Source organism: Lentzea pudingi, from assembly GCF_014646255.1.
In the GTDB taxonomy this organism is placed as follows: domain Bacteria; phylum Actinomycetota; class Actinomycetes; order Mycobacteriales; family Pseudonocardiaceae; genus Lentzea; species Lentzea pudingi.
In genome coordinates this window covers 63607-78250 of the sequence record NZ_BMNC01000025.1, presented here as the reverse complement: position 1 = coordinate 78250, position 14644 = coordinate 63607, and the positions used below count along the sequence as shown (strand labels likewise).

Annotated in this window: 9 protein-coding genes; 4 read left to right on the top strand and 5 right to left on the bottom strand. The window is 69.5% G+C overall.

The window, feature by feature from the left end:
• Positions 1 to 309: 309 nt before the first annotated feature.
• The 3 genes from IEY88_RS41395 to eccE all read right to left on the bottom strand — a co-directional run bounded on the left by IEY88_RS41395 (position 310) and on the right by eccE (position 4023).
• Positions 310 to 1872, bottom strand: coding sequence for a S8 family peptidase (locus IEY88_RS41395; protein WP_189160366.1), 1563 nt, complete (start codon positions 1870 to 1872; stop codon positions 310 to 312).
• A gap of 220 nt (positions 1873 to 2092) precedes the next feature.
• On the bottom strand, positions 2093 to 2821 hold the full coding sequence (locus IEY88_RS41390) for a hypothetical protein (RefSeq protein ID WP_189160365.1): 729 nt from the start codon (positions 2819 to 2821) through the stop codon (positions 2093 to 2095).
• Positions 2818 to 4023: a type VII secretion protein EccE gene (gene eccE, locus IEY88_RS41385; RefSeq protein ID WP_229694250.1), complete on the bottom strand. Its 1206-nt coding sequence runs from the start codon at positions 4021 to 4023 to the stop codon at positions 2818 to 2820. Before eccE ends, IEY88_RS41390 begins: the two co-directional genes overlap by 4 nt.
• Positions 4024 to 4290: 267 nt before the next feature.
• Here eccE and eccB point away from each other — a divergent pair, with 267 nt between their 5' ends.
• The 3 genes from eccB to IEY88_RS41370 all read left to right on the top strand — a co-directional run bounded on the left by eccB (position 4291) and on the right by IEY88_RS41370 (position 7372).
• Positions 4291 to 5910, top strand: coding sequence for a type VII secretion protein EccB (gene eccB, locus IEY88_RS41380; protein WP_189160363.1), 1620 nt, complete (start codon positions 4291 to 4293; stop codon positions 5908 to 5910).
• Between the two features lie 71 nt (positions 5911 to 5981).
• Entirely contained in the window at positions 5982 to 6299 is a 318-nt protein-coding gene (locus IEY88_RS41375; protein WP_189160362.1) for a hypothetical protein, read from the top strand.
• 8 nt (positions 6300 to 6307) lie between these two features.
• Positions 6308 to 7372, top strand: coding sequence for a WXG100 family type VII secretion target (locus tag IEY88_RS41370; protein WP_229694249.1), 1065 nt, complete (start codon positions 6308 to 6310; stop codon positions 7370 to 7372).
• 69 nt (positions 7373 to 7441) lie between these two features.
• Here IEY88_RS41370 and mycP read toward each other — a convergent pair whose 3' ends face one another.
• Positions 7442 to 8854 carry a type VII secretion-associated serine protease mycosin gene (gene mycP, locus IEY88_RS41365; RefSeq protein ID WP_189160360.1) on the bottom strand — a complete coding sequence of 471 codons (1413 nt, stop codon included), beginning with the start codon at positions 8852 to 8854 and terminating at the stop codon, positions 7442 to 7444.
• Positions 8851 to 10254 carry a type VII secretion integral membrane protein EccD gene (gene eccD / locus IEY88_RS41360; RefSeq protein ID WP_189160359.1) on the bottom strand — a complete coding sequence of 468 codons (1404 nt, stop codon included), beginning with the start codon at positions 10252 to 10254 and terminating at the stop codon, positions 8851 to 8853. Before eccD ends, mycP begins: the two co-directional genes overlap by 4 nt.
• Positions 10255 to 10482: 228 nt before the next feature.
• On the opposite strand from eccD, the gene eccCa reads away from it, so the two are divergent.
• Positions 10483 to 14508, top strand: coding sequence for a type VII secretion protein EccCa (gene eccCa, locus IEY88_RS41355; RefSeq protein WP_189160358.1), 4026 nt, complete (start codon positions 10483 to 10485; stop codon positions 14506 to 14508).
• Positions 14509 to 14644: the final 136 nt, after the last annotated feature.

The window sequence follows — 14644 nt, the reverse complement described above, 5'->3', positions numbered from 1 at the left end:
ACTCGTGATGGGACCCCACCGCCCAGTGCCTATGGAAAGACGGCTCGCCTGCGGCATCGCTTGAGGTCGGCTCGCCTGCAGCGCCGCTGGGTGGCTGGCCTTTGGCGACGCCGGACTGTCAGACCTGCTCTGTACGTTGGGTCGCGGGGGAGCTTGTGCTCAAGGGGACCCCTGCGCAAGCCTGCCGTCCCCTTGCGGGCACGAGCCCGCCATCCTCCGCAGGGACTAGCCCGCCATCTCCTCCGCAGGGAGGAGCCCCCGGCGGGGGGACCGGGGGCTCCTGGTGGTGCGGCTTGGCTTCGGTGGCTGCTAGATGTCGAGGGTCCACGAGTCGATGTGGCCCGTGTCCTGGCGGTAGAGGTCGCGGACTCGCAGTTGCCAGGTGCCGTTGGCGTCTTCTGCCGCCACGTTGATCGCGTAGGTGGCGTTGAGGTCGTCTGCGCTGTCTGAGCCGTTGCTGACCTTCAGGACCTTCACGATGCCCGAGGGGGCGATCAGGGCCAGTTCCAGGTCGCCTCGGTAGGTGTGCTTGATGGCGACCTTCACCTGGGCGGTGGCGCTGGCCTTGCCGTTGCAGTCTGCGATGGCGATCTCGGACTTGACCTCGCTGGCGTCCGGGATTGCGGTGTCGGTGTCGTTCGTTGCTGCGGGGCACTGGCCCGGGGGGTTTCCTGCGGCCGTGCCGGTGATGTGGAGGAGCTTGTTCGGGGAGCCGGTTCCGGGGGTGGTGACAACGTCTGAGGTGGCGTTGTCGACGAGGGCGTCTCGGACCTGCTGCGGGGTGGCGGTGGGGGACGAGCCGAGGTAGACGGCTGCTGCGCCTACTACGTGCGGGGTGGCCATTGAGGTGCCGCTGATGGTGTTGACGGCCTCGTCGTTCGTCAGCCAGGCGCTGGTGATGTCCCGGCCCGGGGCGAAGATGTCGAGGCAGCTGCCGAGGTTCGAGAAGCTGCTGCGGGCGTCTGTGCGGTCCGTGGAGCCCACGGTGATGGCTGCCGGGGTTCGGGCCGGGGAGGTGTTGCAGGCGTTGCCGCCGTTGTCGTTGCCTGCTGCCAGGCCGTAGGTGACGCCTGCTGCGATGGAGCGTGCCACTGCGTCGTCGACGGTTTGGTTGGCGCCGCCGCCCAGGGACATGTTGGCTACCGCGGGCTTGCGGGCCGGGTTGGCCTGTACGTCCGCGGTGACCCAGTCGATGCCCGCGATGACGCCGGCGAAGGTGCCTGAGCCCGAGCAGTTGAGGACTCGGACTGCTACCAGTTTGACGTCCTTCGCGACGCCGTACTTCGTGCCGCCCACGGTGCCCGCGACGTGGGTTCCGTGGCCGTTGCAGTCGTTGGCGTCGGCATCGTTGTCGACGGTGTCGGTGCCGGAGATGGCTCGGCCGCCGAAGTCGGTGTGGGTGGTTCGGATGCCGGTGTCGATGATGTACGCGGTGACGCCGGCGCCCTTGTTCGGGTAGGTGTAGCTGTTGTCCAGCGGGAGTGCTCGCTGGTCGATCCGGTCGAGGCCCCAGGACGGGGTCGGGGTCTGGGTGTCGGAGATGCGGACCTCGGCGTCCTGTTCGACGTAGGCGACTGCCGGGTCTGCCGCCAGGCGCTTGGCCTGGGATTCGGACATCTGCGCGGAGAATCCGCGCAAAGCGGACTTGTAAGAGTGCTTCACCTTCGCGCCGTACTTGGCGCTGAGGTCGTCGACGCTTGTCGTGCTCATGTCATTGAGCACGACGATGTAGTTGTCCTTGACCGCGTTGGACGCACCGAGGTTGCGAATCTCCCCCTCGGGCGCAGCGGTGGCGGAGACGGACGACAGGGCGAGCGCAGTGCCCGCCACCAGTCCGATTCCAGCCGCTCGTCTGGCCCACGATTCTCCCATAGCAGCAAGCTCCCTCGTCGCAGGGTTGTGCAGTGAGAATTTTCTTAGTGGTGCGGACTGAATGCGCACAAGACGGTCCACGACATTGCCATCGAATGCCGAATCAACAGATTTGCTGTGGTTTGTGAATTAGTTGGTTCCGCTGATCTCTTTACAGAACAATTGCGCCCCGAACGGTTGTCCGTTCGGGGCGCAAGTTTCGCCTGTATTGCCGAGCGTCTCAATCGCCTCGGCGGACCGCTCCGAGGATCTGCTGTTCGGCCGGGGTCGTGTAGAGGCGGAGGTGTGCCCACATGTCCTGGCCCATGGCGATGACCTGGTCGTCCTTGAGCTGCGTGAGCTGCTGGAACATCTGCGGGCGCAGGCGCCACATCTGACCGGCGAGCTGCGCCTGGCCCATCGGCAGGCGCTGCAGCAGGACGAGGTCCGCGTTGTTCGCCGTGGACGAGGCCTGCGGGTGCAGGTACGGCAGCACGTACATCGTGGTCTGCCACGGCGCGCGCGGCGGGAACAGCTCCTGCGGGACGTGGCCGCCGTCGTGGATCACCAGCAGCGGCATGTCCTCGGTGGGCCTCGGGAGGTCCGCCGGGGACAGGCGGCGCAGCTGCACCAGTTGAGACGGACGGCCGTCCGGGCCCTGGCCTGCGGCGCGCACGACCGGCTGCCACGCCTGCGGGCGGCCCGTCGCGATGATGATCCACGCTCCGGTCGCCATGGCGCGCAACGCGATCTGGCGGGCCAGGTACAGGCCGCCGACGACCACCATGCGGGTCGGCGTCGGGCGCAGCACGGACACGCTGAGCGGCTCGCCCTTCGTGCCCTGGCCGAGCATCATGCCGCCGCGGTCACCGCTGGGGCTGACCAGGTCGAGCATGTTCGGCGACACCAAGAACTCCGGTGCCACCGCGCCTCGGCCGCGCGAGTCGACCAGACGGGACGACGAGCTCATGCCACACCTCCCAGCGGCAGCGTCGCGGCGAGACCCGCGAGCTGCATGCCCCGCAACGGGGTCAGCGTGATGTCGAGCTTGTCACCCAGCTTCGAGAGCTGGTCCTCGGCCCTGTCGAGCTCGCTCGGCGTGCGGGCGCTCACGCGGACCAGGCCGCGCAGCGAGACCTGACCGTCCTCACGGGACGGCGAGATCGACATCGCGAGCGTCGACGAGAGAGCGCGCACACCGGTCAGCGAGTTCAGGTTGCCCTTGAGGCCCTTGGACGGCCAGCCGGTGATCGCGTAGCTCGCGTGGCCGACGCCGCCGGCGGTGACGCCGGCCCACTTCTCCCGCAGCGACACGGGGTTCGTGTTGCCGACGGCCGCGGTGAGCTCGGCCGACGAGATCGCCGCGCGCAGCAGTTCGTCCGAGTCGAGCGGGCGGATCGTGACGCCCGCGGACTCCAGGGCGTTGCGGACGCGGGACAACGCGCCGATCAACGCCCGGTGCGCGCCGACGACGCCGCCGCCGCGCTCCCGGATCGCCTCGCCACAGCGGCGCGGGTCCAGCCGGACCGTGATCCACGTGGTGCGCCGGGCCGCCGCGGGCAGCGGGCCGAGCACCTCCATGTACGAGCTGATGGCCGGCGAGTTCGGCGGAAGCGCCGCGCTGCCGGGGTAGCAGTGCCAGATCACGGTGATCGCGTCGAGCACGACACCGCGGTCCTCGAGGCACGGTGTGAGCGCTCCCAGGGGCAGCGACGGGGCCGAGCCGACCGCGGAGATCAGCGGCGGCGTCGGGTCGACCAGCAGGACCGCGGTCCACACGCCGTCGTGCCACGACAGCGCGAGCGGACGGCGTTCGTGGTCGACGCCCTTCGCGATCACCAGGTCCGGGATCGCGAGGCGCAGCAGCGCGACGCGCGGGTCCTCCGGGCCGAGCACCTGCAGTTCGTCGTCACCGGGCTTGGACTCCGTCGGCTCCTGGCGCTTCGCGGTCCGGCTGTGCGGCCGGAAGCTGTAGCGCAGGCGGACGCCGATCCACTGGGTGAGCCAGCGACCGCGCGATCGGGTGAAGGCCAGGACCAGTGCGATGAGGAGCACACCGCCCGCGATCGAGACGGAGACGACGTTCAGCGCGTCGCCCTGCTTGACGCCCATGATCGCCAGCACGAGGAGGGCGATGGCGAGACCGACCTCGATCGTGACTACGTTCGACACGGGCAACGAGCCGAGGCTCACGCCCGCGGCTCTGCGACGGACACGCCCGACCGGACGCGGAGGCGCGGGTGCCTGCTGGTTGGGGCCAGGTCCCTGCGGCCGTGCCATCCCTGGGTTGGGCCGGGGCGGATGTGGAGTGGTCACGGACATCCGTTGTGGTCTCTTTCCCCTCGATGGTCGGTGGGCTTGGCGAACCGGCCCACGGAGCAACCTGCGTCCGGCTATCCTGCCGAACCGTACCGCGACTGGGAGAGCAGCGAGCCGAGAATGGCATCAACACCCACCACCAAGTCACAGGTCCAGGCCTACCAATTCGTCCTGCGGCGGATGCAGTCCGCTCTGGTCCGCAGAGACTCGGTGATGCTGCACGACCCCATGCGCAACCACTCGCGTGCCACAGCGGTGGGTGTCGTCCTGGGTGTCGTCGGTCTCATCGGCTTCCTCGTGGTCGGACTTTTCAGCCCGGCCCCGAAGCTCGACAACGAGACGCAGATCGCCATCAGCAAGGAGACCGGCCAGGTCTACGTCGTCGACAACTCGCCGCGGCGGTTGATCCCGATGACGAACCTGGCGTCGGCCCGGCTGCTCTGGCTCTCGCGCAACAGCCCCGACGCCCAGCAGGGTCAGGGCGGCGGCGACGCACCGGCCGGCACGGCGGGCGCACCGGCCGAGGCGGCCGGCGGCACCCCGAAGCTGGTGAGCGAGAAGGCGCTGGCGAACCTGCCGCGCGGCAGGCTCACCGGTCTGCCGGACGCACCGGACGTGCTGCCGAAGCAGGACCTCCGCATCGACGCGCAGTGGTCGGTCTGCGACACCCTCCAGCTCGACAAGTTCCGCGAGGACCAGGCGGCGGAGAACCAGATCAAGACCTCCGTGATCGCGGGCGTCAGCGGCGGCAACGCCGAACTGGGCGGCGAGGCGGTGCTGGTCCAGCAGCGCACCGGCGCGAAGAAGTCGTACCTGATCTACAAGACGCCGCAGAACCTGCGCGACGTCTCGTCGTCGACGGTCCGCGCCGAGGTGGACCTGAAGAACGACAAGGTGGTCAACGCCCTCAAGCTGACGGGCAAGAAGCCACGTGCGATCAGCACGGCGCTGCTCAACGCGATCCCCGAGGTCGCACCGCTGATCGCGCCGGTCATGCCGAACCAGGGCAAGCAGGCCACGTACGTCACCGAGACCAAGGTCAGCATCGGTGAGGTCGTCCAGGTCGAGCGGCAGAACGGCTTCGAGTCCATGGTCGCGCTGGAGGACGGCTTCCAGACCGTCGACGAGACGGTCGGCGACCTGCTGCGCTACGCCTACTCGAACAACCGGGCGGCGATCAGGCTCTCGCCGAGCGCGATCTCCAACCACCGCGACCCGAAGAAGCCGCTCGAGCTCACCTCGTACCCGGAGAAGATCCCGGCGACGCTGGAGCCCAACCCCAACAACGTCGTGCTGTGCCTGGGCTGGAAGGCGGAGAACGTCACCGCCGACAACAGGGCCGAGCACACGACGGTGACGATCGGCTCCGCACTGCCGGGCCCGAAGGACATGACCCCGGCCGAGCTCGGCGCGCCGGGCGCGGGCGGCGAGATCATCGACCAGTTCCTGATGCTGCCGGGCAAGGCCGCCGTCGTGCGGGCGAGCCAGGGCAAGAACGACTTCGGGACCGGGCCGGTGCAGATCGTCACGGGACGCGGTGTCCGCTACGGCGTCCCGGACGCGGCCACGGCGGGAGCGCTGGGTCTCGACGGGACGTTCCCGCCGGCGCCGAACCAGATCCTGAGCCTGTTGCCGATGGGTCCGCAGCTCAACAAGAACGAGGCGAACCGCAGCTACGACTCGATCCCGATCCCCGGCAAGGGCGCCATCAAGGATCCGCAGGCGGTTCAGCAGAAGTAGCGGAACCACTCCGGGTGCATCACCGTCGAATGCGACAAAGTGCACCCGGAGTGTCGTAGGGGGACAGAGTCTTGGCCGGTCGTATCAGCGTCGATGCCGAGTGGTTGGAGAAGTACGCCGACCGCATCGACGGGACGACGGATGACCTGAGGCGGGTGCGGGACGCCATGAAGGCGTCCCCGCTGCGCCCCCAGTCGTTCGGCGAGATCGGCAGAACCGTCGGTACGGCTGAGGGCTACGCGCGTGCGGCCGAGTTGCTCAACTCGCAGCTCGCCCGCGCCTGTGACGCTCTCGACGCGGCTTCGAAGGGTCTGCACGCCGTCGCCCGGCAGCACGGGCAGGGCGACGAGGAGAGCTTGCGGGCGATCAAGAAGGCCGACGGGCGGTAGGGGCTGTGGTGACCAAGGACGGCAAGCAGATCGCGGCCGAGGTCGGTCCCGAGCTCGACTACCTCTCGCGGGTCAGCCGCAAGCTCGGTGTCGTGGACCTCGTGCACGACTTCTTCGACCCGCTGGTGGGCGACTGGAACGACCTGCGCGAGGAAGCCGAGCGCTGGCGCAAGGCCGCGAAGGTGACCGAGGCGGTCAACAACCACGTCACGGCGCCGCTGGGCGCGGTCGACGCGCGGTGGGAGGGCAAGGACGCCGACGCGTTCCTCGACCACATGCGCAAGGTGGGGCTCGCGGGCGGCGACATGGCCGACGCGATGAACGCGATGGCGGACGCGCTGGAGGAGACCGCGGACGGCGTTCGCGTCATCGTGCAGGACATGGCGCACGTGCTCGCCGACGCCGCCGACTCGGTGTCCGGCACGGCCGCGCTGCCGCTCGACGGCGACCAGCGCGCGATCCGGCACATCGAGGAGCTCAAAGACCCCGTCCGCGAACTGCACGAGTCCGCGCGGCAGGTGCTCGAGGCGTTCCTGAAGCTGTGCGACGGGGTGTCCGGCGAGGCCGGCGGTTTCGGTGCCGTGCGGATGGAGCACAAGTACCCCGAGCAGAACTGGACCTACACGGCGCCGGCCAAGCCGGAGACCAAGATGCCCGAACCGGCCAAGGCCTCGGTCACGGCCGCGGCGGGCACGGGAGCGGGTGCTTCGGCGGGCGGCCCGGTCGGTGGTGGCGGGGGCGGGGTCGGCGGTGGTGTCGGCTCGGTCGGCGCACCTGCCGCGGCGGCCCCGCAGCCGATGCAGTTCGGAGGCGCCACAGGCGTCGCTGAGCAGGTTCCGGTGGCGAACGGGGGTGCGGGGACCACTCAGGCCGCCGCACCCGCTGGTGGCCGTTCTGGGGCCCCTGCCGGGGGCATGATGGGTGGCATGGCGCCGATGATGGGCGGCATGGGCGGCGGGCAGCAGGGCGGCGACAAGGAGCACAAGCCGAGGCAACGGCTCACCGGCTCGATCGACGACCTGCTCGGCAAACCCAAGAAGGCCGCGCCGAAGACGATCGGTGACGACGACTAGAACTCTTGCCGTACGACGAGAAGGGCCCCGCCGGTGAGTTCCGACGGGGCCCTTCTCGTCGTACGGCCGCTAGGCGGGTTGTTTGCGCTTGCGGTTGAGCGAGTTGCGGACGAACAGCGTCAGCATCAGCAGCGCGCCACCGACACCGATGCCGCTCAGCGCCACGATGATCGGCGGCCAGTCGAGTCCCGGCGGCGGGGTGACGTCGGTGTTCATCTCCCGCGGTTCCGCGGCCTTGAACCCGGCCGACTCGCCCGGCAGCACGGCGGTCAGCGCGGCGACCGGGTTGACCATGCCGTAGCCGGTCTTGTTGTCCTTGCCGGACACGTTGCCGGGGTGCAGGGCCGTGGCCTTGAGGCGGTCCATCACCTGACGTGCCTTGAGCTTCGGGAACCGCTCGCGCACCAGGGCCGTGATGCCCGCGACGTACGGGGAGGCGAAGCTCGTGCCCTTGATGTCCAGCACGCCCTGCGCGGTGACGTTCGCGTTCGTCAGGCCGGTGCCCTTGGGGTCGACGGAGATGATCTCCTCGCCCGGCGCGGCGATGCTGACCCACGGACCCCAGACGCTGAACGACGAGACCTCGCCCGAGCGCGCGATCGAGCCCACGGACAGCACGTCGTCGGCGAACCACGCCGGCGACGAGACCGAGTTCACGTTGTTGGGGTCGAGGTTGTTGTTCTGCGCGGCGCAGCCGGTGCCCTGGTCGCTGAGGTTGCCGGCCGCCGTGACGATCACGACGTCCTTGACGTCCACCGCGTACCGGATGGCGGCCTGCAGCTTCTGGTCGTCCGCGCTGAAACCCTTGGGGCTGCTGCAGTTCGTCAACGAGATGTTGATGACCTTCGCGTCCCTGTTGGCCGCGCGGACGATGGCCTGCGCCAGCGTCCCGACCTTGCCGGCCGAGGCGCGCTTCTCCGGGTTGGCCGCGTTGCCCTTGAACTCGTAGCGGTCGCTGGTCTGGCGGATGGCCAGGATCGACGCTTCCGGTGCGGCGCCGATGAAGTCGCCCTCGGTCCTGGCCGCCGCGGCGACCCCGGCGACCTCGGTGCCGTGGCCGTCGCAGTCGTCGATGCCGTTCTGGTTGGCGACGTAGTCACCGCCACCCTCGACCCTGCCGCCGAAGCGCGGGTTGCGCGGGTCGACGCCGGTGTCGATGATCGCGATCTTGATGCCCTTGCCCGTGGCGAACTGGTGCGCCTGCTCCAGGTTCAGGTAGACCTGGGCATAGGGCATCTGCTTGATCAGTTCGCTCTTGGTGTCGGACTCCACGCACCCCTTGTTGGTGCGCTCGTACGGCACGTCCGGCTTGCCCTCGTCCGCCGGCGGCTGGGCGCCGGCCGCGAGCGGCGGCGGCACCGAGTTCGACTTCGCCGCCGCCGGCGTCGAGGACGGCTGAGCGGAGGCCTGTGGCAGCGTCCCCGTCAGCAGAAGCAGTCCGGCGGTCGCGGCCGCCGTGGTGCGCCTGATGCCGGTCCTCATAGCGTGATCAGGCCTCGGAAGACCTGGTACATGTCCATGACCGCGAGCGCCAGCGGCAGCACGGAGGCGATCAGGATCGCCTCGATGATGTCGACGGTGCGGCGCAACGGCGGCGAGAACTTCTGGCCGGGGAAGATCACACCGAGCACCAGCGCGAGCGCGCCCAGCACCAGCAGCGTGCCGAAGACGAACGCGATGCGGTCGAACGAGGTCGACGCGATCAGCCAGCCCAGCAGGATGCCCGCGCTGGCGAACATGCCGGTCGACAGCAGCGCGACGGCCTGTGCGCCGTTCGCGTACGCCCGGCCGCGCATCATCAGCACGATCGCGACGATCACGCCGTAGATCGGGCCCCAGACGGTGTCGGCGGACGCGGCGACGATGGCGGCCAGTGCCGCGACCACGCCAGTGCCGATGATCATGCCCGTCAGGTACTCGTGCGCGACGGCCGTGCGGCGCTCGATGACCGCGTACTCCGGGAAGCCGCTGTCCTCCTTGAGGTCCTCGGCGTTCGTCGGCACGACGGGCGGCGGGATCTTGGCGAGCCGCAGCGTGAGGCCCGGCAGCATCGACAGCGCGGCGAGCGCCACGGCACCGGTCGCGGCGGCGACGCCGTACAGCGGGTGCTCGACGAACGTCGCGACGAGGAACGCCAGCGCCACGAGCGTGCCGCCGGTCGCCGCGGCGATGAACACCGTGATGCCTTGGCCGATCAGCAGGATGCCGCCCCACGCGAAGATCATCATCAACGCGGAGGCGAGCAGCATCTTCGGGTTGAACCCGACGCCGGGCACGGCGTGGAAGCCCGCGACGAACGCCAGCGGCAGCGAACCGCACGCGGCGATCAGCACACCGGTCGACGCCGCGCTGTACGCCCGCGCGATGGTCGCGCCGGCCGCCAGCATGGCGATCGCGCCGACACCACCGGCGATGGCGGCCGCGAGACCGCTGCCGGAACCGCCCTGCGTGATCGGGCCGGACAGGAACAACGCCACCGCGGACGCGATCAGCGCGAGCGAGCCGGCCAGGTGACCGAACCGCTGCGCGGTCTCCTTGGTCCACGGCCGGAACGAGTCCGGATCGGACTCCGCGATCGCGTCGACGACGTCGTCGTACAACGGCGGAGGCGGATTCTCGTTGCGGCGCCGCAACTGCAGCAGCTCGCCGTCGACGACGCCGAGCGAGGCCAGCGTGCGCGCCGGGTCGAGCGGGTTGTCGCCGAGCTTCGCGAGGCACCAGCCACCGTGTCGCACGCCACCGTCCGGAGTGGCCTCTCTCGCCATGTCCAGCAGCATGGGCAGGAGATCGGCCACCGCCACGTCGGCAGGCAGCGCGACGTCGATACGCGTTCGAGGTGCCACCACCGTGACACGGCTGAACACCGTCGTACCGGTCGCCACCAGGGCCCCCTAAGTCAGATCAGTGCTAACAAATCAACGGCCCGACCTTATTGGTCCACCTGGACGGTTGCCGGGCGGCCCTAGTATGGCCTTACCGACGCCTCTTGCACGTGTGGTTCGCAGAACACGTTCGACTGGGTTTCCCCGACCCACCTTCGTGACGCGCGCGGATGCGCAATAGTGTCGGTTGCTACTGGTGGCGTAACGAGTCGAAGAGGTGCCTGTCAGTTGAGCACGCTGCAGTTCAAGCGAACGGCACGCCTTGCTGCTCCCCGGCCTCCTGGCGGTGAGGTCCACCTCGAACCGCCACCCGAGGTCCCCCGGATCATCCCCGGCAACATCATGATGAAGGCGATGCCCGTCGTCATGATCGTGGCGTCGATGGGCATGATGGGCATGATGCTCGTCTTCATGCCGCGGCAGCCCGCGGCGATGATCATGCCGGGCATGATGATGATCTCGACCATCGGCATGATGGCGAGCGGCATGGGCTCGGGCAAGGGCCAGAAGAAAGCCGAGATGAACGAGGACCGCAAGGACTACCTGCGGTACCTCGGCCAGATGCGCGACCGCGCCCGCGAGGCTGCCGACGAGCAGCGCGCCGAGCGCGAGTGGGTGCACCCGGACCCGCAGATGCTGTGGTCGCTCGCCACCACCCGGCGCATGTGGGAACGCCGTCAGAACGACCCGGACTTCTGCCACCTGCGCGCGGGACGGGGCTCGCAGCGCCTCGCGACCCGCCTGGTGCCGCCGCAGACCGGTCCCGTCGAGGAGCTCGAGCCGATCGCGACGCTGGCGCTGCGCCGTTTCGTGCGCGCCCACTCGCTCGTGCCGGACCTCCCCATCTCCATCGCACTGCGCGGGTTCGCCGCGGTCGGGCTGCTCGGTGAGATCGAGGACCGCCGCGACCTCGCGCGCGCCCTGCTCGCCCAGCTCGTCACGTTCCACGCCCCGGACGACCTGCTGATCGCGGTCGTCAGCGCGGGCCGCACCAAGCAGCTGTGGGAATGGGCGAAGTGGCTGCCGCACGCGCAGCACCCCACCGACATCGACGGCATCGGCCAGCGCCGCATGATGGCGAACTCGCTCGCCGAGGTCGAGGCGATGCTGGACGAGAACCTGCGCGACCGGCAGCGGTTCACCCGCAACGCCCCGCCGCCGCCCGACCAGCCGCACATCGTGATCGTCATCGACGACGGCGACATCAGCCGCGAAGAGATGATCATCCTCGAAGAGGGCCTGGTCGGCGTCACGCTGCTCGACCTGAGCGAGTGCCTCGGCAACCTGACGGCACGGCGCGGCCTGCGTCTCGTCGTCGAGAACAACCAGCTGGGTGCCCGTTCCGCGAGCGGTGTCGAGTGGTTCGGCGCGCCGGACCGGTTGTCCATCGTGGAGGCCGAGGCCCTCGCCCGCCGTCTGTCGCCCTACCGCATGGGTGCCGCCGGTGAGGCCGGTGGCGACTCGGGCGAAGACCCGTTGGCGATGAGCAACAACCCGCCGCTGCTCGAGTTCATGGGCATCCCCGGCGACCCGATCACGTTCGACGTGCAGCAGGCGTGGCGGCCGCGGCCCAAGCGCGACCGCTACCGCATCCCGTTCGGCATCGGCGAGCACGGCCAGGCGGTCGAGCTCGACATCAAGGAAGCGGCCGAGGACGGCATGGGCCCGCACGGCCTGTGCATCGGCGCGACCGGTTCCGGCAAGTCGGAGTTCCTCCGCACGCTGGTGCTCGGTCTGCTGGCCTCGCACTCGTCGACGGCGCTCAACATGATCCTCGTCGACTTCAAGGGTGGTGCGACGTTCCTCGGCCTGGACAAGGCACCGCACGTCGCCGCGACGATCACCAACCTCGCCGGCGACCTCAGCCTCGTCGACCGCATGAAGGACGCCATCGAGGGCGAGGTGTCGCGTCGCCAGGAGGTGCTGGCGAAGGGCAACTACAAGAACGTCTGGGACTACGAGAAGGCCCGTGAGAACGGCGCCCAGCTCGACCCGCTGCCCGCGCTCTTCATCTGCATCGACGAGTTCTCCGAGATGCTGACGGCGAAGCCGGACTTCATCGACATCTTCCTCCAGATCGGTCGTGTCGGCCGGTCGCTGCAGATGCACATGCTCCTCGCGTCGCAGCGGCTGGAGGAGGGCAAGCTGCGCGGCCTGGACACGTTCCTGTCGTACCGGATCGGTCTGAAGACGTTCAACGCGGCGGAGTCCCGCGCGGCCATCGGCGTCCCGGACGCCTACGAGCTGCCGCCGATCCCGGGCTCGGGTTACCTCAGCGTGCAGGGCATGCCGCTGACCAGGTTCAAGGCGCTCTACGTCTCGGGCACCTACCGCCCGGCGGGCATGCAGTCCGCCGGTGAGTCGGTGGCCGTGCGCAGCGACAAGCGCCCGCGCTTCTTCGTGCCGGACTTCATCGAGATCCCGAAGGAGCCGGAGCGCCCGCTCGAGCCGGTGAAGGTCGCGGAGCCGGTCAAGGAGGACGCGAACGAGCCGACCCAGCTCGAGCTCATCGTCGACCGCCTCGTCGGTCAGGGCCCGCCCGCGCACGAGGTGTGGCTGCCGCCGCTCAACGAGCCGGCGACGATGGACACGATGCTGCCGCCGCTCGACGTGACGCAGGACCGCGGTCTCACCTCGCCGGGCTACCCGGCCAACAGCACGCTGCAGGTCCCGGTCGGCATCGTCGACAAGCCGTTCGAGCAGCGCCGCGACCTGCTGTGGGCGGACTTCTCCGGTGCGGCGGGCCACGGTGCGATCGTCGGCGGCCCGCAGTCCGGCAAGTCGATGATGCTCAGGACGATCATCGCGTCGATGGCGCTCACCCACACGCCGGAGGAGGTGCAGTTCTACTGCATCGACCTCGGTGGTGGCTCGCTCGCCGCGATGGAGGACCTCCCGCACGTCGGTGGGTTCGCCGGTCGTCTCGACGTCGACAAGGTCCGCCGCATGGTGGCCGAGCTGCAGTCGCTGATCTCGGAGCGCGAGCTCCGCTGGCGCGACCAGCGCATCGAGCTGGCCGAGTTCCGCAACCGCAAGCGTCGCGGTGAGATCAAGGACGACGCCTTCGGCGACGCGTTCCTGGTCATCGACGGCTGGATGAACTTCCGCCAGGAGTTCGAGATGGTCGAGCCGCAGATCCAGGCGCTCGCCGCGCAGGGTCTGTCCTACGGCGTGCACGTCATCGTCGGCGCGAGCCGGTGGGCGGAGATCCGGCCCGCGATGAAGGACCTCCTCGGCACGCGCTTCGAGCTGCGGCTCGGTGACCCGAGCGAGTCCGAGGTCGACCGCAAGGTCGCCGTCAACGTGCCGCCGGGCCGTCCTGGCCGCGGCATCACCCTGGACGGTTCCACCGGGCGCAGGCTGCACTACCTCGTCGGTCTGCCGCGCATCGACACCTCGCAGGACGCGAACACTGTCACCGCGGGTGTCGCGGACCTCGCCGCGAAGCTCACGCAGGCGTGGCAGGGGCCGCGTGCCCCGCAGGTCCGCATGCTGCCCGACCTGCTCGACCACGCGCAGTTCATGGCGCACGTCCAGCAGACCTTCCCCCAGCGCGGCCGCCTCGTGCCGGTCGGTGTCAACGAGGACGAGCTCGCGCCGGTCTACCTGGACTTCGACGCGGACCCGCACTTCATGGCGCTGGCGGACGGCGAGTCCGGCAAGACGAACATCCTGCGCACGATCGTCCGCGGCATCATGCAGAGCTACACCTCCTCCGAGGCGTTGATCCTGCTGGCGGACTACCGACGCACGATGCTCGGCTTCATCGACACCGACCACCTGCTCACCTACGCGGTGTCGGGCCCGCAGTTCACGCAGAACGTGCAGGAGATCAGGGGCTCGCTCGCGGGCCGCATGCCCGGTCCGGACGTCACGCAGGAGCAGCTCAAGAACCGCTCCTGGTGGAAGGGCCCCGAGGTCTTCGTCGTCGTCGACGACTACGACCTGGTCGCTCCGCAGGGTGGTGCGAACCCCATGCAGCCGCTGGCCGAGTTCATCCCGCAGGCCAAGGACGTCGGTCTGCACATCGTCGTCGTCCGCCGCATGGGTGGTGCGTCCCGCGCGATGTACGACCCGGTCATGGGCAAGCTGAAGGAGATCTCGGCGCCGATCTTCGTCGGGTCCGGCTCGAAGGAGGAGGGCAACATCGTCGGCAACCTCAAGCCGTCGCCGCAGCCTCCCGGCCGGGGCACGCTGGTGACCCGCAAGCACGGTCAGCAGCGCATCCAGTTCGCGTGGATCCCGCCGGACTAGACAAGCACCCGGAACGTCCTCGTGGGTGGTCCCGCCGTTGCGGCGGGGCCACCCACGAGTCGTTTCGGGGCAACGGCGAAGGGCCCGCGGCCGAAGCCGCGGGCCCTTTCGGGTAGCAGGGGTGCTACCCGCCCCC

Excerpts from the sequence above, each read along its gene's own strand:
- IEY88_RS41395 (WP_189160366.1), bottom strand. The coding sequence starts at position 1,872 with ATGGGAGAATCGTGGGCCAGACGAGCGGCTGGAATCGGACTGGTGGCG.
- IEY88_RS41390 (WP_189160365.1), bottom strand. The coding sequence starts at position 2,821 with ATGAGCTCGTCGTCCCGTCTGGTCGACTCGCGCGGCCGAGGCGCGGTG.
- eccB (WP_189160363.1), top strand. The coding sequence starts at position 4,291 with ATGGCATCAACACCCACCACCAAGTCACAGGTCCAGGCCTACCAATTC.
- mycP (WP_189160360.1), bottom strand. The coding sequence starts at position 8,854 with ATGAGGACCGGCATCAGGCGCACCACGGCGGCCGCGACCGCCGGACTG.